The sequence below is a fragment of the Brevundimonas sp. genome, assembly GCF_035998205.1.
In the GTDB taxonomy this organism is placed as follows: domain Bacteria; phylum Pseudomonadota; class Alphaproteobacteria; order Caulobacterales; family Caulobacteraceae; genus Brevundimonas.
The window spans coordinates 178,944-196,199 of sequence record NZ_DASYHT010000004.1; the positions used below are offsets into that span (position 1 = coordinate 178,944).

At 69.0% G+C, this 17,256-nt stretch carries 14 protein-coding genes; 7 read left to right on the forward strand and 7 right to left on the reverse strand.

Annotated features, from left to right (window positions below):
- The first annotated feature begins 21 nt into the window (after nucleotides 1-21).
- The 3 genes from VGN74_RS03545 to VGN74_RS03555 all read left to right on the forward strand — a co-directional run bounded on the left by VGN74_RS03545 (nucleotide 22) and on the right by VGN74_RS03555 (nucleotide 3,623).
- A complete protein-coding gene (locus VGN74_RS03545; protein WP_327445976.1) occupies nucleotides 22-2,283 on the forward strand; it encodes a glycoside hydrolase family 3 N-terminal domain-containing protein in 2,262 nt (753 codons plus the stop codon).
- A 152-nt stretch (nucleotides 2,284-2,435) separates the two neighbouring features.
- A complete protein-coding gene (locus tag VGN74_RS03550; protein ID WP_327445977.1) occupies nucleotides 2,436-2,849 on the forward strand; it encodes a hypothetical protein in 414 nt (137 codons plus the stop codon).
- A 132-nt stretch (nucleotides 2,850-2,981) separates the two neighbouring features.
- Nucleotides 2,982-3,623, forward strand: a complete 642-nt coding sequence (locus VGN74_RS03555) for a hypothetical protein (protein WP_327445978.1) — start codon at nucleotides 2,982-2,984, stop codon at nucleotides 3,621-3,623.
- A 99-nt stretch (nucleotides 3,624-3,722) separates the two neighbouring features.
- Here the strand turns inward: VGN74_RS03555 and VGN74_RS03560 are convergent, their stop codons facing one another.
- Genes VGN74_RS03560 through VGN74_RS03580 form a run of 5 tightly spaced genes read right to left on the reverse strand, consistent with a single transcriptional unit; the run spans nucleotide 3,723 to nucleotide 8,440 of the window.
- Nucleotides 3,723-4,811, reverse strand: a complete 1,089-nt coding sequence (locus tag VGN74_RS03560; protein WP_327445979.1) for a sugar kinase — start codon at nucleotides 4,809-4,811, stop codon at nucleotides 3,723-3,725.
- Complete coding sequence (locus VGN74_RS03565) at nucleotides 4,808-6,088, reverse strand: TRAP transporter large permease (protein WP_327445980.1); 1,281 nt, start codon at nucleotides 6,086-6,088, stop codon at nucleotides 4,808-4,810. Before VGN74_RS03565 ends, VGN74_RS03560 begins: the two co-directional genes overlap by 4 nt.
- A gap of 2 nt (nucleotides 6,089-6,090) precedes the next feature.
- Nucleotides 6,091-6,588: a TRAP transporter small permease gene (locus VGN74_RS03570; protein WP_327445981.1), complete on the reverse strand. Its 498-nt coding sequence runs from the start codon at nucleotides 6,586-6,588 to the stop codon at nucleotides 6,091-6,093.
- A 38-nt stretch (nucleotides 6,589-6,626) separates the two neighbouring features.
- Entirely contained in the window at nucleotides 6,627-7,616 is a 990-nt protein-coding gene (locus tag VGN74_RS03575; protein ID WP_327445982.1) for a TRAP transporter substrate-binding protein, read from the reverse strand.
- On the reverse strand, nucleotides 7,613-8,440 hold the full coding sequence (locus VGN74_RS03580) for a 2-keto-4-pentenoate hydratase (protein ID WP_327445983.1): 828 nt from the start codon (nucleotides 8,438-8,440) through the stop codon (nucleotides 7,613-7,615). Before VGN74_RS03580 ends, VGN74_RS03575 begins: the two co-directional genes overlap by 4 nt.
- 126 nt (nucleotides 8,441-8,566) lie before the next feature.
- Here VGN74_RS03580 and VGN74_RS03585 point away from each other — a divergent pair, with 126 nt between their 5' ends.
- The gene (locus VGN74_RS03585) at nucleotides 8,567-9,973 is read left to right on the forward strand and encodes a pectate lyase (RefSeq protein ID WP_327445984.1); all 1,407 of its coding nucleotides are present in this window, start codon (nucleotides 8,567-8,569) and stop codon (nucleotides 9,971-9,973) included.
- Nucleotides 9,974-10,033: 60 nt separating this feature from the next.
- Nucleotides 10,034-11,077: a LacI family DNA-binding transcriptional regulator gene (locus tag VGN74_RS03590; RefSeq protein WP_327445985.1), complete on the forward strand. Its 1,044-nt coding sequence runs from the start codon at nucleotides 10,034-10,036 to the stop codon at nucleotides 11,075-11,077.
- Between the two features lie 31 nt (nucleotides 11,078-11,108).
- Here VGN74_RS03590 and VGN74_RS03595 read toward each other — a convergent pair whose 3' ends face one another.
- Nucleotides 11,109-11,750 (reverse strand): RpiB/LacA/LacB family sugar-phosphate isomerase, encoded by a 642-nt coding sequence (locus tag VGN74_RS03595; RefSeq protein WP_327445986.1) that lies wholly within the window; start codon nucleotides 11,748-11,750, stop codon nucleotides 11,109-11,111.
- A 194-nt stretch (nucleotides 11,751-11,944) separates the two neighbouring features.
- On the opposite strand from VGN74_RS03595, the gene kduD reads away from it, so the two are divergent.
- Complete coding sequence (kduD, locus tag VGN74_RS03600) at nucleotides 11,945-12,703, forward strand: 2-dehydro-3-deoxy-D-gluconate 5-dehydrogenase KduD (protein ID WP_327446674.1); 759 nt, start codon at nucleotides 11,945-11,947, stop codon at nucleotides 12,701-12,703.
- Nucleotides 12,704-12,709: 6 nt separating this feature from the next.
- Here kduD and VGN74_RS03605 read toward each other — a convergent pair whose 3' ends face one another.
- Nucleotides 12,710-14,008, reverse strand: a complete 1,299-nt coding sequence (locus VGN74_RS03605; protein ID WP_327445987.1) for a pectate lyase — start codon at nucleotides 14,006-14,008, stop codon at nucleotides 12,710-12,712.
- Between the two features lie 211 nt (nucleotides 14,009-14,219).
- Here VGN74_RS03605 and VGN74_RS03610 point away from each other — a divergent pair, with 211 nt between their 5' ends.
- Nucleotides 14,220-17,192, forward strand: coding sequence for a TonB-dependent receptor (locus VGN74_RS03610; RefSeq protein WP_327445988.1), 2,973 nt, complete (start codon nucleotides 14,220-14,222; stop codon nucleotides 17,190-17,192).
- Nucleotides 17,193-17,256: the final 64 nt, after the last annotated feature.

Consider the following 17,256-nt stretch of genomic DNA (forward strand, 5'->3'; position numbering starts at 1 on the left):
GAGCCAGTTCCGGAGTTCTCGATGCCCCACGATCACGCCTTGCTGCTCGACCGGCGGAGGCTGCTGATGGGCATGACCGCTCTGTCCGTGATGGCCGCCGCCGCGCCGGTGCGGGCCAGCGCCGCCGACGAGGCGCGCATCGAGAGCCTGATCCGCGCCATGACGCTGGAGGAGAAAGCCGGCCAGCTGACCATCATGCCGGACCTGTCGCGGGCCGGCGCCTTCGCCAACGCCAACCCGACCCAGGTGGCCGAGCGCAACGAGATCCTTGACCAGGTCCGTCAGGGCGAGGTCGGGGCGCTGTTCAACGGCGTCGGGTCCGAAGGCGCGCGCGAGCTGCAGCGCATCGCCGTCGAGGAAAGCCGGCTGAAGATCCCGCTGCTGTTCGGGGCCGACATCATCCACGGCTACAAGACCGTGTTCCCGATCCCGCTGGGCGAGACCGCCAGCTTCGAGCCGGAGCTGGCCGAGCGCACCGCGCGCTATGCCGCCATCGAGGCCTCGGCCGCCGGTCTGCACTGGACCTTCGCGCCCATGGTCGATGTGGCCCGCGACCAGCGCTGGGGCCGGGTGGCCGAGGGCGCCGGCGAGGACGTGCATCTGGGCTGCGTCTTCGCCGCGGCGCGGGTGAAGGGCTTCCAGGGGCCGAACCTGCTGGCCGACGACTCCATGCTGGCCTGCCCCAAGCACTTCGCCGCCTATGGGGCGGTGACCGGCGGCATGGACTACGCCAGCGCCGACATCCCCGAGAGCACCCTGCGCGAGGTGCACCTGCCGCCGTTCGTGGCCGCCTTCGAGGCCGGCGCGGTCACCACCATGAGCGCCTTCAATGACATCGAGGGCATTCCGGCCAGCGCCAACCGCCGGCTGATGACCGACATCCTGCGCGGCGAGATGGGCTTCGACGGCTTCGTGGTGTCCGACTACACGGCCGACATGGAGCTGATCGCCCACGGCTATGCCGCCGATGCGCCTGATGCGGCCCAGAAGGCCCTGTGGTCCGGCGTCGATATGAGCATGACCTCCGGCTACTACCGCGACCATGTGCCGGCGCTGGTGCGCGCGGGCCGCCTGGACGAGGCGGTGGTCGACGAGGCGGTGCGCCGCATCCTGCGCATCAAGGCCCTGATCGGCCTGTTCGACAATCCGTACCGCTCGCTCGACCCGGCGCGCGAGGCCGCCGGCGCCGCCCCCGCCGACATCCGCGCCCTGGGCCGCGAGTCCGGGGCCAAGTCGATCGTCCTGCTGAAGAACGAGGGCGACCTGCTGCCCCTGTCGCGCGACCGCAAGCTGGCCCTGATCGGCCCGTTCGGTCCGGACGAGGACAATCTGTTCGGCCCCTGGGCCTGGCTGGGCGGCAAGGAGAACGTCATCAGCCTCGAGGCCGGCCTGCGCGCCGCCGGGGCTGACCTGACCGTGGTCAAGGGCTCCGACGTCGAGGCCCCGATCGCCGGCGGCATCGAGGCCGCCGTGGCCGCGGCCCGGGCGGCGGACGTGGTGCTGCTGGCCATCGGCGAGACCCAGAACATGTCGGGCGAGGCCCAGTCGCGCACCGACATCGTGGTGCCGGCGGCGCAGCAGGCGCTGGCCGAGGCCGTGGCGGCCACGGGCAAGCCGGTGGTGGTGCTGCTGCGCCACGGCCGGGCGCTGGCGCTGGAAGGCGCCGTGCGCGACGCCCCGGCCATCCTCGCCACCTGGTTCCTCGGCTCGGAGATGGGCCATTCGGTCGCCGACGTGGTGTTCGGCGATTACGCCCCGGCCGCGCGCCTGCCGGTCAGCTTCCCCCAGGCCTCGGGCCAGCAGCCCTATTTCTACAACCAGCGCCGCACCGGCCGGCCGCAGATCGATCCGAACCAGGCCGAGTACAAGGCCCGCTACCGCGAGGTCACCCACGCGCCGCTGTACCCGTTCGGGCACGGCCTGACCTACACCACCTTCGCCTATGGCCCGGTGCGTCTCAGCGCCGACACCCTGCGCGGGGAGGGGAGCGTCACGGTCACCGCCCGCCTCACCAACACCGGCGCGCGCGCCGGCGAGGAGGTGGCGCAGCTGTACATCCACGACCGGGTCGCCAGCCGCACCCGGCCGGTGCGCGAGCTCAAGGGCTTCCGCAAGATCCGGCTGGAGCCGGGCCAGTCGGCCGAGGTGAGCTTCACCCTGAGCCGGAGCGACCTGGCCTTCGTCGGGCCGGACCTCGACTGGATCGTCGAGCCGGGCGAGTTCGACGTCTGGATCGCCCCCTCGGCCGTGGCCGGCGAGCCGGTGACGCTGACGGTGGTGTAGGGGCGGGGGCTGGCGGATCCGCCGGGTCGCCCTGCGGCGGCTGGCGGGCGGGTCAGCGGTTTTTCCACCTGCGGCACCGGGTGGGTGGTGCAAAGGCCCACTTCACCGCCTCGCCCATCTCGCCCATGATAGGTTTCTCGCGGAGCGCGATCATGGCGAATGGCGGTTGGTACGGCACGCAGGAGGAGTGGGTGCGCTTGGAAGCCCCGCTGCTTGAGCTCGATCCGGTGATCGCGGCGTTCGCCGATGAGCACTCGTTGGCTTTGTCGAAGAACCACAAGGACTGGCCTGAGCGGTCAATCCGATGGGGTGCAAACCCCTCATGCTTGATCCAGCTCTATCTGGCTGATTCCAATCTGGTGTTGTGGCACCTGTGGCTGTGCTGCGCCGAAGACCGGGGCTCCGAACGCTTTTGGCGCCAGGATCGGCTCGTCGACGGCCAACAGATGCCGGACTTCGGGCCTCACATTCGCAATTTGCTGGACGAGGGGCGGCGGCGATTGGAACGCTGGCGGGCCGCGCCTGAGGAACTCGAGTTTGCTACCAGAATTTCAGCCGTTCCCTGATCGCTTGTCCACGACGAGTGAGGAGCGGTCATTGCCTCAGGTGCAATCTAGACTGCGCTACTCCAGTCACTTTGCGACAAGCGTTGAGCTCTAACTGCTACAGTGGAACAACAACGCTTTTGGGGGGGCAGGATGGACGCGTCCGCGTTGGATACACTGGTCAAGGTCGTCGGCGGCGGCGTTGTTGGTTTGATGGGGGCCACTGTAAATGCGACCCTCAAGTCCCGGGCCGAACGGCGCAGAATGACCCGCAGTGTGGTTCGCGAAATCTTCTTGGTTCATCAGCAGATAGAAACGAACATCAAGCTGCTTGAACAGGATAATGTCGCGGCGAAAGCGAACAATGAGGTCGTGCAGCCGCCGGGTCCTTTGATGTTAGCCGCAGTCACCGCTGCGGCGATGTCGGGGACGTTCGCGGGGCAGGATATAGATATAGACCTCTATTTCAGTATGGGTGCGGTCAACATCGTGAACGATCAAATTGAGCGACGTGAGCATTACCGCTTCTCGAATGCCGCGATGTGCAATTTTAGCGCTCGTCGCTCAATGATAAATGACCTCCTGTTAGAGGGTTTTGAGAAGGTTCGGGCGGGTCATCGCCAGCTGGCGATTAAACTGCTGGCCCAACCACTCACGCTGGGTCTTAAAGATCGAGACTTCGAAGGCTTGGCACCTGAGCTTCTCGAGCAGAGGTTCGCCCGGTACCCCTCTCGACGCCTCCGCCGTCTTCTGCGTCTTGACAAATCCAGTGGAAACGCAGGCTCGGCGGGCTGACCGGCCCACACCCACCTCCATCTGGGCTTGAACGTCCGCTAGGGGCCATCATCGGTGCCCGACTAAACGACCGCAACCGGGCCCGTCCGCTCCCGCCCCCTACCGCACCGCCGCGGCTGAGCCACCCGCCGCCAGCGCCTCCACCTCCGCCAGCGAGGTCATGGCGGTGTCGCCGGGGGTGGTCATGGCCAGGGCGCCCTGGGCCCAGCCGAGGCGGGCGGCGGCCTCGGGGCCCTGAGCCGTCAGATAGGCGTGGATCAGGCCGGCGGCGAAGCCGTCGCCGCCGCCGACGCGATCGAGGATGTCGATCTCGCGCGGGGCCACTTCCGCCCGGACGTCGCCGTCCCACACCACGGCGCCCCAGCCGTTGCGCGAGGCCGAGACCGGGTTGCGCATGGTCGCGGCGAACACCGCCACATTGGGCAGCTCGCCGCGCAGTCGCGCCACCAGGGCGTCGAACGGGGCCGGGTCGGCCGGGTGAGCCCGCGCCGGGCCGGGGTCCAGCCCGAGGCAGGAGGCGTAGGCGTATTCGTCGCCGATCAGCACATCGACCAGGGTCGCCAGCTCGCGGTTGACCCGGCGGCCGGCGTCCGGGTCCGGATGGGCGGCCCACAGGCTCTGGCGGTAGTTCAGGTCATAGCTGACCACCACCCCGTGGCGCTTCGCGGCGCGGACGGCGGCGAGGGTCGTCTCGGCCGTGCTCTCGGACAGGGCGGCGAAGATGCCGCCGGTGTGCAGCCAGCGCACGCCCTCGGCGCCGAACAGGGCGTCCCAGTCGATCTCGTCGGGCTTCAACTGGGCCGCCGCCGAGCGGGCGCGGTCGGAGACGCCCAGCGCGCCGCGCACGCCGAAGCCGCGCTCGGTGAAGTTCAGCCCCATGCGCACGTCGCGGCCGATCGGGTCGGCCTCGCGCCAGAGGATGTGCGAGACGTCCACGCCCCCCTGCAGGATCAGGTCCTCGCACAGGGCGCCCAGCTCGTTGCGGGGCAGGGCCGTGACGACCGTGGCGCGCGCCCCGAAGGTCTTTCGCAGGCCGCGCGCCACATTGTACTCGCCGCCGCCCTCCCAGACCTGGAAGGACCGGGCCGTGCGGATCCGGCCCTCGCCCGGGTCGAGGCGGAGCATCACCTCCCCGAGCGCCGCGCAGTCGAAGCGGCAGGTCCCGGGGTCACGCAGGGTCAGGGTCATCGCAGCAGGGAGGGCAGCCAGAGGGTCAGTTCGGGAATGAACACCACCAGCATAAGCACGGTCACGCAGGCCAGATAGAAGGGCCAGATCGATTTCAGCGTCTGGGTCATCGGGATGCCGCCGATGGCCGAGCCGACGAACAGCACCGAGCCGACCGGCGGGGTGATCAGGCCGATGCCGGCGTTGAGGATCATGATCACGCCGAAGTGCACCGGATCGACGCCGAAGGCGCGCGCCACCGGCAGGAAGATCGGGGTGCCGATGATGATCAGCGGGGCCAGGTCCATGAAGGTGCCGAGGATCAGCAGCACCACGATGATCATGAGCAGGATCAGGATGCGGTTGTCGGTCAGGCTCTGCAGGAACTCGACCATCATCGAGGGCACCTGCAGATAGGCCATGAGCCAGCCGAAGGCGCCGGCGGCGCCGATGATGAACAGCACCGCGCCCGAGGTGCGGGCGGCCCCGAGGCAGGCCTCCTTGAAGGCCTTGAACGACATCTGGCGATAGACGAGGCCGGTCACGACGGTGGCGTAGACCACGGCGATCGAGGCGCTCTCGATGGCGGTGAAGATGCCGGCGCGGATGCCGAAGAAGATGATGCCGATCAGCAGCAGGCCCGGGATGGCGGCGATGGTGCGCACCAGCACGGCCTGGAAGCCCGGGAAGGGCTCCGCCGCATAGCCGCGACGACGGGCGACGACATAGGCGGTGGTCATGACCGCGATGGCCAGCATGGCGGCGGGGATGATGCCCGCGGCGAACAGGTCGGAGATCGACACCCCGCCGCCGGCGGCGGCCGAGAACAGGATCAGGTTGTGCGACGGCGGCACCAGCAGGGCGACCAGCGCCGCGGTGATGGTGACATTGACCGCATAGTCGACGTCGTAACCGCGCTTCTTCATCTGCGGGATCATGGTGCCGCCGATGGCCGAGACATCGGCCAGGGCGCTGCCCGAGACGCCGCCGAACAGGGTCGAGCCGACGACCGACACCTGGCCCAGACCGCCGCGCATGTGGCCGACGAGCGAGGAGGCGAGGGCGATCATCCGGTCGGACAGGCCGCCCTTGAGCATCAGCTCGCCGGTGAAGACGAACAGCGGGATGGCCAGCAGGGCCACGGAGGTGATGTCCGAGCCCATCTGCTGGAACACCACGATCGGCGGCAGGGCCAGGTAGATGACGGTGGCGACGGTCGCGGTCAGCAGCGAGAAGGCGACCGGCACGCCGATCAGCAGGAGCGCGGCGAAGACGCCGAACAGAATGATGAATTCCATGCTCAGTCCTCCTGCGCCGGGACGTAGTCGCCGGTCAGCAGCCGCTCGATGGCGAACACCAGGATCAGCGCGCCGCCGAAGCACAGGCCGATGAACTTCACGCCGGACGGCAGTTGGGCGCCGGCGAGGGGCACCGCCCACTCATCGATCATCAGCTGGCCGCCGAGGATCATCAGGGCCGCGCCGGCCGCCGCCGCGATCAGCCGCGAGATCACCCGGCTGAGGGTGTTCAGCGGGCCGGGCAGGGCGTCGCGCAGGGTCAGGAAGGCGAAGTGGGTTTCCCGACGCACGGCGACGGCGGAGCCGAACATCACCGCCAGGCTCATGAACAGCAGGGCGACCGGTTCGGTCCAGCCGGGGCTGTCGTTGAGCACATAGCGGGCGAACACCTGCCACGCCTGCACCAGGGTCATGACGACCAGGGCCACGGCGGCGACGATCATCGCGGCCGTGGCCAGATGATCGAGCAGGCGACCGCCTCCTGAGCGGGGTTCAGACATGGACGCCCTCCCTAGGCGCTTGACGATGGCGCGACCGTTCAGGCCGTCGCGGCGATGCGGTCGTAGAGGGCCCGCAGCTCGGGCGACCTCAGATACTTGTCGAGCACCGGGCGGGTGGCCGCAGCGAACGCTTCGCGGTCCACCTCGACGGCCTGGGCCCCGGCGGCGAGGACCGCCTCTCGCGCCTCGGCCTGGCGCGTCTCCCACGCCGCCCGCATGATCGGCACCGAGCGCTGGGCGACATCGAGCACGACGTCCCGGTCGCGCGCCTCGAGCCGGTTCAGGCTGGCGCGCGAGATCAGCAGGGCGTCCGGCAGATAGGAGTGCTCGGTGATGCTGAGATAGCGCGCGACCTCGAACTGACGGCTGGACTGGTAGCTGGGCCAGTTGTTCTCGGCGCCGTCGATCAGGTGCGTCTGCAGCGACGAAAAGGTGGCGCTGAAGCCCAGCGGCGTCGGGTTGGCGCCCATGGCCCGCAGGGTGTCGAGGAACACGTCGGACTGGGGCGTGCGGATCTTCAGCCCCTGCAGCTGGCCAGGCTCGGTCACGGCCCTGCGCACGTTGTAGAGGTTGCGCGGACCGGCGTCGTAGTAGGCGAGCCCCACCAGACCGCGGCCCTCGAAGATGTTGAGCAGGTCGTGGCCGATCTGACCGTCGATCACCGCCCGGATGTGCTCGGTCGAGCGATAGACATAGGGCAGCGACAGCAGGACGGTCTGCGGGAAGGCGTTGTTCAGCGCGGCCACCGAGACGCGGCAGATGTCGATCGCCTCGAAGCGCGTCAGGCCGATGGAGTCGTCCTCCGAGCCCAGCTGGCCGGACGGATACTGGCGGATCCGCACCCGACCGTCGGTCAGCCGTTCCAGCTCCTCGCCGATCCAGCCGACGGCGGTCACGGTCGGATAGTCGGACGGATGAACGTCGGCCGCCTTGAGCGGCGCGTTGCCGCCCCCGGCGCGGGAGCAGGCGGCGACGCCGGCGACCCCGGCGAGACCCGTGAGGGCGAAGGCGCGGCGGCTCAGGCTCATGCGACGGCTCCGACAGCGGGCACGGCGACACAGGCGATCCGCCCGTCGTCGCCGAAATCGGCGACGGCGGACTGACCGATCTCGATGCGGTGCACGCCGGTGGCGGCCCCCGTCGAGATCAACTGGCCGGCATCGAGCCGGCGCCCCCGCGTCTCCAGCAGGTTCAGAAGGAAGGCGAGCGAGTCCAGCGGCCCCCCGGGGATGGAGCGGGCCCCGCCGGTCCCGATCTCGACGCCGTCGATCTCCACACGGCAGGTCAGCTCGTCGAGGCGGTCGCGCCAGTTGGCGACCGAAGCCCCGAGGATCAGTCCCGCATTGTTGCCGAAATCCGAGGCGGTCACGGCCGGACCGTGGTCGTTGATCCCGGCGAACGGGCTGCCGGCGATCTCGATGCCGATATGCACGGCCGCGACATAGGGGGCGACCGACTCCGCGCTCCAACGCTCGCCGCTGGCAGGGCGCACGGGCGGCGCCTCGCCGATCTCCAGGATGTATTCGGCCTCGACCGCGGCGAAGCCGCCGACGATGGCGCCGAAGGCGGTCGGCTCCGGGCCGGCCAGCCAGACGTTGCGGCTGAAGATCGGGCCTGCGAGCCGGCCCGCGCCGTAGCGCTCGTCCAGCGGGGGCGGCACGCGTCCCAGCTTCCAGCCGGCGATGCGGTCCGGCCAGGCGGCGATGGCCGCGTCCTGGATCTCGTACGCCTCGACCATCGTGGCGGGCGCGTCGCCCGGATAGACCGGAGCCGCAAACGCGCCGCGTCGGGCGGCGACGAAGGCGCGCGCGACCGTGGCAGGATCGGATGTATGTTGTTCTAAGTGGCTCACGCCGCCTCCCTTGGCCGCGGACATTGCGCAGTTAGGAAACCGGTGTCAATCATGTCTCGAACGAGGACAATCAGACCGAGCCGGGGACCTTCGAAACCCGCGCCGACCATCACAGGGAGAGTTGAAATGAGCCGGATCCGCACCGAGAGCCTTGCTGCCCCGACCCGCCGCGCGGCCCTGCTTGGCGTCGCCGCCGCGCCCCTCGCGCTGGGGGCGCTCGGCAGCGTTCTGGGGGGCTCTCCCGTCGTGGCCCAGACCGCCGCCGGCGACGGCCTGCCGGCATTTCCGGGGGCCCTGGGCTGGGCTTCGGCCACGCCGGGCGGGCGGGGCGGGCGCATCCTGCGGGTGACGACGCTGGCCGGGTCGGGCCCGGGCTCGCTGCGCGAGGCGATCGAGGCCGAGGGGCCGCGCATCATCGTCTTCGAGGTCGGCGGGGTGATCGATCTCGAGCGCCAGACCCTGCGGCTGCGCAATCCCTATCTGACGATCGCCGGCCAGACGGCCCCGTCGCCGGGGATCACCCTGATCCGGGGCGGCATGGACATCACGGCGCATGACGTGATCGTCCAGCACATCCGGATCCGGCCAGGCTCCGCCGGACAGGCGTGGATGAGCGGCTGGGACGAGGATTCGATCGCCACCGTCGGCGCGCGCAACGTCATCATCGATCACTGCAGCCTGACCTGGGCGACCGACGAGAACCTGTCAGCCTCGGGCCCGCGCTTCACCGGGTCGACGCCGGACGAGTGGCGCGCCGGCACCAGCCACAACATCACCTTCTCGAACAATCTGGTCGGCGAGAGCCTGGCCTACGCCACCCACTCCAAGGGCGAGCACTCCAAGGGCTCGCTGATCCACGACAACGTCTCGGGGCTGCTGATCGTCGGCAATCTCTATGCCCACAACTACGAGCGGAACCCGCTGTTCAAGGGTGGCGTGCACGGGGTCATCGCCAACAACCTGATCTACAACTGCGGCCCGCGCGCCATCCACTACAACCTCCAGGCCGAGGAATGGGGGACGGTGCCTTACGAGGTCGGCAAGATGACCGCGGTCGGCAATGTGCTGCGCGCCGGGCCGTCGACCCCGACGGACCACCTGGCGTTCGTCATGATCGGCGGGGCCGGCGACCTGGAGTACTACGGGCGGGACAATATCGCCGTCGACCAGGTCGGGGCGCCGCTGCGCATGTTCGGCAGCTACACCACCACCGGCGCCCGCATCATCCAGACCCGCCGCCCGCCGGTCTGGTGGGAAGGGCTGGAGCCGATCCCGGCCCGCGATGTCCAGGTCTCGGTGCTGGCCAAGGTCGGGGCGCGGCCGTGGGACCGTGACCGCCGCGACCTGCTGCTGGTGGCGGAGGTGGCCGAGGGCCGCGGCGAGATCATCGACAACGAGCGCGAGGTCGGCGGCTACCCGGCGGTCGGCGAGCCGACGCGCAAGCCGTTCAATCCGGCCGACTGGGACCTTCGCTTCATGACGCCGCTGCGCGACGAGGTGCTGGACCGGCCGGCCAGCCGCCGCACCACCTGAACGGTGGCGGCGGCTCCGATTCCCGGTTAGGGGTCGGGAATCGACAGGACGAACACGGTTTTGAGCGACTCCCGCAGACCCGGCGGCAAGCCTTCGACGATCAACGACATCGCCCGCATCGCCGGGGTGTCGAAGAAGACCGTGTCGCGGGTGATCAACAACTCGCCCTCGGTGCGGGAGGAGACCCGTCGCCGCGTCGAGGGCGTCATCGCCGAACTCGGCTTCACCCCGGATCCGCAGGCGCGCGGGCTGGCGTTCCGCCGATCGTTCCTGGCCGGGATGATCTACGACAACCCGAGCCCGAACTACGTCGTGAACATGCAACAGGGCATCCTCGACGGGGTGCGCGGCTCGGGGCTGGAGCTGGTCGTGCACCCGTGCGACCGCGCGGCGCCGGACTTTCTCGACAATGTCCGGGCCTTCGTGGTGCGGCAGAAGCTGTTCGGGGTGGTCATGCCGCCCTCGGTGTCCGAGGACGAGCGGGTCATCGCCATCCTCGAGGCGGCCGAGACGCCCTATGTCCGGATCGCCTCGGTGTCGCTCGACGCCCCCGAGCGGATGGTGGTGACCCACGACAGCCGCGGCGCGGCCCGGGCGGCGCGGCATCTGGCCGAACTCGGGCACCGGCGCATCGCCTTCATCTCCGGTCCGGAAAGCTTCCGCTCGTCGCACGAGCGGGGCAGGGGCTTCGCCGAGGGACTGGCGGCGCACGGGCTGACGCTGGATCCCGCCTATGTGCGCAAGGCGGCCTATACCTTCGAGACGGGCGCCGCGGCGGCGGCCGAGCTGCTGGCCCTGCCGGAGCCGCCCACGGCCATTTTCGCCGGCAATGACGAGATGGCCATCGGGGTGATGAAGGCCGCGCGCGACCGTGGCCTCGATGTGCCCTTCGACCTGTCGATCGTCGGCTTTGACGACCTGCCGATGGCGTCGCGCGTGTGGCCGAACCTGACCACGGTGCGCCTGCCGATCCGGGACATGGGGCGAATGGCGGCCGAGAAGCTCACGGCCGGCCTGCGGGGACTCGACCCCGCGACGCTGGAGCAGCCCGAGGTCGACCCGTCGCTGGTGGTGCGGGACTCCACCGCGCCGCCCCGGGCCTGAGCTCCGGCGGCAGCGCGGCGGCGTCGGGGCCTCAGCCCTTGAGCACGCCCTCGATATAGGCGCTGATCGCCTCGTCCTGCGAGTTGGCGAAGAAGTACTCGCTGAAGCGCTCGCCGGCGATGGCGGCCTTGAGCAGGTCCTGATCGACCGTCTTGAGGACCGTCAGCATGTCCTTGCAGGTGGCCTGCTTCAGGGTCTTCAGGATGCCGCGGTTGCGGGCCATGATCTCGGCGCGCTCCTTCGGGTAGCCGAGGCCGCGTTCGCCCTCGAACAGCTTGCGGTAGACGTCCTGAAGGTTCAGCTCGGCCGCCCAGCCGAAGCCCTTGGCGTAGGGCATGGAGATGGCGTTCCCGTCGTTGATCTGGCCGAACAGGAAGGCGTCGGTCGGGTCGATGACCAGGCCGCAGAACACGCCGGGCATGGAGTTGCACGCCAGCATGGCGCCCATGCCGGTGCCGCAGCCGGTGACGACGAAGTCGGCCGCCTTCGAGTTGAGCAGGATGCCGGCGAGCAGGCCGTTCATGACGTAGGTCAGCGAGGCTTTGTCCTCGGCGGTGTACATGCCGTAGTTGAACACCTGATGGCCCAGCGGCTCGGCCACCGCGGTCAGGGCCGCATGGATCGTCGCGTTTTTGGCGGCCTGGCTGTTCTCGTTGATGAGCGCGATCTTCATGACGGTCCTCTGGGCGGTCTTCTGGAAAGATGGGGCAGGGTGCGCGGAAATCGCCGTCGGACAAAGCCCGGCGGCGAGGTTCAGTTCGTGTCGCCCCGATTTGATTTCAACCATGACACCGGTTACCTGTCGGCGCAATCCGCGCGGGGCGCTATAACGGCCCTGCCGTCTGCCAGATTCCCCCGGAGCCAGCCCTGATGACCGCCTTCGACCTTTCCGGCCGCACCGCCCTCGTGACCGGGGCCAACACCGGACTGGGCCAGGCGATCGCCGTCGGCCTGGCCGAGGCCGGCGCCGACATCATCGCCGTCGGGCGGTCGGCCCCGACCGAGACCGCCGAGGCTGTCCTCGCCCTCGGGCGCGGCTTCCATGCGCTCGCCGCCGATCTGTCGACGACCGCGCCGATCGGCGATGTGGTGGCCGAAGCTGTCGCCCAGGCCGGCGCGATCGACATCCTCATCAACAACGCCGGCATCATCCGCCGTGCGGACAGCCTCGACTTCTCCGAGGCCGACTGGGACGCGGTGATCGACACCAACCTGAAGAGCGCCTTCTTCCTCAGCCAGGCAGTGGCGCGGACGTGGGTGGGCGGCGGCCGCGGCGGGAAGATCATCAACATCTGCTCGATGCTCAGCTTCCAGGGCGGCATCCGGGTGCCGTCCTATACGGCCTCGAAGAGCGGACTGGCCGGTCTGACGCGCCTGCTGGCGTGCGAGTGGGCCGCGAAGGGCATCAACGTCAACGGCATCGCGCCGGGCTATTTCGCCACCAACAACACCGAGGCCCTGCGGGCCGACGAGACCCGCAACCGGGACATCCTCGCGCGGATCCCGGCGGGGCGCTGGGGCGATCCGTCGGACCTGAAGGGGGCGGCGGTGTTCTTGGCCTCGGACGCGGCCAGCTATGTCCACGGCACGATCCTGACCGTCGACGGCGGCTGGATGGCGCGCTGACGCGTCTCAGACGAGGCTGTTGAGCCAGTCCTCAAGCGCCGTATAGCCGTCGCCGTCGGCGTCGCGGGCCCCGTCGGCCGGATCGGCCGGATCGAGGCCGCGGGCCCGTTCCCAGTCATCCGGCAGGCCGTCGCCGTCGCCGTCGATCCACGGCGTCCCCGGCGCCAGCTCCGGCCAGCCGCCGACCTCGGCCTGGCTGTCGATCAGCGCCCCGCCCCGTTGCCGGACCAGATCGATGATGCGCGCATCGACCGGGTCCCGGCGGGCGCCGGCGCGAGCCAGCACGGCGGCCTCGGCGTCTGCGGCGGTCATGACGGCCGCGGCGGCCCAGTCGGGACGCGCCGCCAGGCGATAGTCGGGGCGGTCCGAGCGGTCGACGAGGCTCCAAGGATCCGCCGGGACGACGCCGTCCATGCTGTTGCCCTCGAACCAGGCGCGCGCCTCGGGGTTCGACTCGCGGAAGGCGAAGCGCGGCCGGGACATCGGCCCCGGGATGTAGGCGTTGCCGATGAAGGCATAGGCTGCCCGACTGGTCTCGTCGGCGTTGTAGCCGGCGTAGTCTCCGCGCCAGCCGTAGAAGACGTTGTTGCGGAACTCCATCTGCGGGCCGACCGGATCGACGGCGACGGCGTTGTAGTTGCCCGGTCGCGGCATCCGGGCCCGGTGCAGGGCCCAGAGGTTGTGCACGAAGCTGAACCGGGCCCCGTAGCCGCCGCGTACGAGCGAGCCGTAGCCATGGTCGCCCTTGGCGTGGACGGATTCGTTGAGCGACTCGGCGATGATCGACCACTGGATGGTCACGTCGTAGAGGCCGCTCTCGGGCGGATCATAGCGGCTGCCGAGCGACAGGGTCTCGTCGACAGACCAGCTGGCGGACACGTGGTCGAGAATGATCCGGCGGCCGCCCTCAAGACTGATGGCGTCGGCTTCGACGCCGCCGGTGTCGCCAAGGCGGGAACGGATGTGGCGGATGACGACGTCGTCCGCATTGATCCGCAGCGGCTGGTTGCGCAGCGTGATGCCGCCGCCGGGCGCGGTCTGGCCGGCGACGGTCACCCGGCCTTCGCGAATCCGAAGGGGACGCTCGAGCGCTATGGTTCCGCCGACGTCAAAAATGATCGTTCGCGGCCCTTCCGTGTCGAGGGCCTCCCGCAGGCTGCCGGGGCCGGAATCGGCCAGGGTGGTGACCCGCAGCACCCGGCCGCCGCGTCCGCCCTCGCTGAAGCGTCCTGCGCCTTCGGCCCCCGGAAAGGCGAGGGGGGGCGGGGCCTCCGACTGCGCATAACACTGTGTCGCCAGCGCCACGGCGCTCGCCGCGACTGCCGCCGATGTGACCACAAGGTGACGGAACGGGGTTGCCGAAAGGCGCATCTTCGTTCAGGTTCGCTTTTGCTACCGGTGTCAGACGACAACAGACCAAGTTTGACACCGGTGTCAAATCAGGGCCTTCGAGGCCCCAACAAGATACCACAGACCGGCAAAGTCCGGCGTCCATTGTCCTTTGGGAGGAGGCACCATGTCGCAAGCCCTTCGTCCGGGTTCGTCCCGGCGTTTTCGTCGCATTCTGTCCGCCGGCGTGTCCGGTGTGGCGGTTGCCCTTTCGGTCGGCGTCGGCGCCGCCGCCGCCCAGGATCCCGACGCCACCGAGGTCGAGGAAATCGTCATCACCGGCTTCCGCGCCAGCCTGAGCGCGGCGCTGGACGCCAAGCGGCGTGACGCCAACGTCGTCGACGTCATCCTCGCCGAGGACATCGCCGACTTTCCCGATCTGAACCTCGCCGAGTCGATCCAGCGCATCCCCGGCGTCGCCATCGACCGCGACGCGGGCGAGGGCCGCTCGATCACCGTGCGCGGTCTCGGCTCGGACTTCACCCGCACCCGCATCAACGGCATGGAGGCCCAGGCCACCACCGGCGGCACCGACTCCTCGGGCGGCGCCAACCGCGGCCGCGGCTTCGACTTCAACGTCTTCGCCTCGGAGCTGTTCAACTCGATCAAGGTCCGCAAGACCGCCGCGGCCGAGACCGAGGAAGGCTCGCTGGGCGCCACGGTGGACCTGCAGGCGGCTCGCCCGTTTGACTACCCCGCGAGCGGCCCGACGATCGCGGCCTCGGTGCAGATGGGCTTCAACGACCTGTCGGAAGAGTGGAATCCGCGGGGCGCCCTGCTGCTGTCGAACACCTTCGGCCAGAACGACGAGTTCGGCGCCCTGGTGTCGGTGGCCTACAGCGAGCGCAGCCTTCTGGAAGAGGGCTTCAGCTCGGTCCGCTGGGCCCCGGCCGTCGGTTCGGGCAGCTCCGGGGGCTTTTGCTCGCCGCTGGGCGTGACGCCCCAGAACCCCGGCAACAGCAGCGCTAACGGCTCGTCGGCGGCCAACTGCTCCACCGGCAACCCGCGTGCGGCCAACACTCCGGCCAACGTCGCCGCCTATACCACCGCGAACCAGAACAGCGTCTTCATTCCGCGTCTGCCGCGCTACGGCCGCCTGACGCACGAGCAGGAACGTCTGGGCGTGACGACCGCCTTCCAGTGGCGGCCGGCCGACACCACCCTGTTCAGCTTCGACGCCCTGTACTCCAAGCTGGACTCGACCCGTCAGGAGGACTTCCTCCAGGCCATGTCGTTCAGCCGCAACGCGGCGGCCGGCGGCCAGACCCAGGTCATCGTCCGCGAGGCCGAGGTCCAGGACGGCATGCTGGTCTACGGCCTGTTCGACAATGTGGACGTCCGCTCGGAGAGCCGCTTCGACCAGCTGGAAACCGAGTTCCTCCAGCTCAGCTTCACCGCCGAGCATGACTTCTCGGATCGTCTGCGCGGTCGGTTCTACCTGGGCCGGGCGGAGTCGAACTACGACAACCCGTTCCAGACCACGGTCACCCTCGATCGTCAGGACACCGACGGCTACAGCTGGGACTTCCGGGGCGACGCCAATGCGCCGGTGATCAACTACGGGTTCAACGTGACGGACCCGGCCGCCTGGGGCTGGCGCCAGATCGGCACCTCCGTGCCGCGCTCCGAGATCCGCATCCGGCCGAACGGCGTCGACAACATCTTCGAGTCCGTCCAGGGCGACCTGGCCTATGACGTCAACGACTGGCTGACGCTGAAGGCGGGGGTCAACTACAAGACCTACAGCTCGGAATCCTATGAGTTCCGTCGCCTCGACGAGACGGTCGTCCCGGCTCTGCCGGCCGGCGTCACCGTGGGCGACATCAGCAATCTGCTGACCGGCTTCGGCTCGAACCTGACGTCCGGCGCGACGCCCACCAGCTGGGTGCGTCCGGACCTGAACGCCATCGCCAGCCTGTTCGACATCTACTGCAACTGCGACACCGGCCTGCCCGGCGGCAACTTCACCCTCGGCAGCATCACCGTGGGCAACGCCCGCGGCGGTAACCGCCTGATCGAGGAAGAAGATCTCGCCTACTATGTGCAGGCGGACTTCAACACGACGATCGGCGACATGCCGTTCCGCGGCAACGTCGGCGTCCGTCAGGTCAACACCCAGCTCTACGCCCAGGGCTACAGCTCGACCGGCGGCGGCACCCTCGTCGAGGGCACCAACGAGTATGACGACACCCTGCCGTCGCTGAACCTCGCCATCGAGCCGCGTGATGACCTCGTGGTCCGCTTTGGCGCGGCCAAGGTGATGGCGCGTCCGCAGATCAACAACTCGCTGTCGGGCGCCAACTATCTGGTGCCGGTCACCTCGCTGAACTCGACCGGTCCGAACTTCACCGCCACCATCGGCAATGTGAACCTCGAGCCGTTCCGGGCGACCACCTACGATCTCAGCGTCGAATGGTACTTCGCCGAGGACAGCCTGTTGTCCTTCGCCTACTTCTACAAGGACATCGACACCTACATCCAGATCATCCGCCAGGACCTGGAGTACCAGGAGCTGACGGCGCTGAATCCCTCGGCGTTCGATCCGGCTTTCTGCACCAACGTCTGCTCGTCGACGACGATCTTCCAGCTGACCAGCGCCGCCAACACCGAAGGCGGACCGCTCAAGGGCTTCGAGATCAGCTATCAGCAGCCGTTCAGCTTCCTGCCGGGCCTGCTCGCCAACACCGGCGTGCAGCTGAACTACACCAAGGTCGAATCCGAGATCGACTACTGCAACAACGCGACCTGCACGGACTTCGTCACGGCGGACCTCGCGGCGCTGTCGCCGCAGTCGTGGAACGCCACCCTGTACTACGAGGACGACCGGTTCTCGGCGCGGGTCTCGGCCTCGGCGCGTGACGAGTATCTGCAGAACGTGCCGGGCCGGAACGGCAACGCCCTGGAAGGCAAGTTCGACACCTTCAACGTCGACGCCTCGATGAGCTACCAGCTGACCGACCAGGTCGAACTGACCTTCGAAGGCATCAACCTGACCGACGAGTACAACCACCAGTGGGTTGGCGACGGCGACCGCCAGAGCACCTCGGTCTATCACCACACCGGCCGTCAGTATTACTTCGGGGCGCGTTACCGGTTCTGATTTCCCTATTGCTCCTGAGCCTTCAGGGCCGGCGTCTTCGGACGCCGGCTTTTTTTTTGACAGG